This is a genomic window from Telluria sp. AZSoR62 (assembly GCF_058111565.1).
The window spans coordinates 1-325 of record NZ_JBYTST010000189.1 but is presented as its reverse complement, the minus strand read 5'-3'; the positions used below and the strand labels follow the sequence as shown (position 1 = coordinate 325).

Annotated in this window: 1 protein-coding gene; it reads left to right on the top strand. The window is 56.9% G+C overall.

Annotated features, from left to right (window positions below):
- Positions 1-37: 37 nt before the first annotated feature.
- Positions 38-325 (top strand): MrcB family domain-containing protein (locus AC3XQU_RS23470; protein WP_489876552.1); only part of this gene is annotated, 288 nt, incomplete at its 3' end.

Below are 325 nucleotides of genomic sequence, written 5' to 3'. Positions count from 1 at the left end.
GACTCCCGAAGAAAACCTGTCCCCATAGAGTGCACTGGTGCGCGAAACCCTCGAAGCAATACTCGACCTCCAGCCCGAATACCACCACAACGCCAGTCCCGCGATGGTTCAACGCGGGAAACTGCTCACTCGAGGCTTACGGCCAAAGCTCCAGCAGATACTGGCTCACCGCAAAGATCTTTCAAAACTTGGTTGGGACGTCGAGGCCTCCAACGGCAAGGGGAACAACGCGGTCGTCCCGTGGGTGCGCATTTATGACAAAGCTCTAAGCCCAAGCGCGACTATCGGCTGGTACATCGTGTTCCTGTTCGACGCAGTTGGAGAC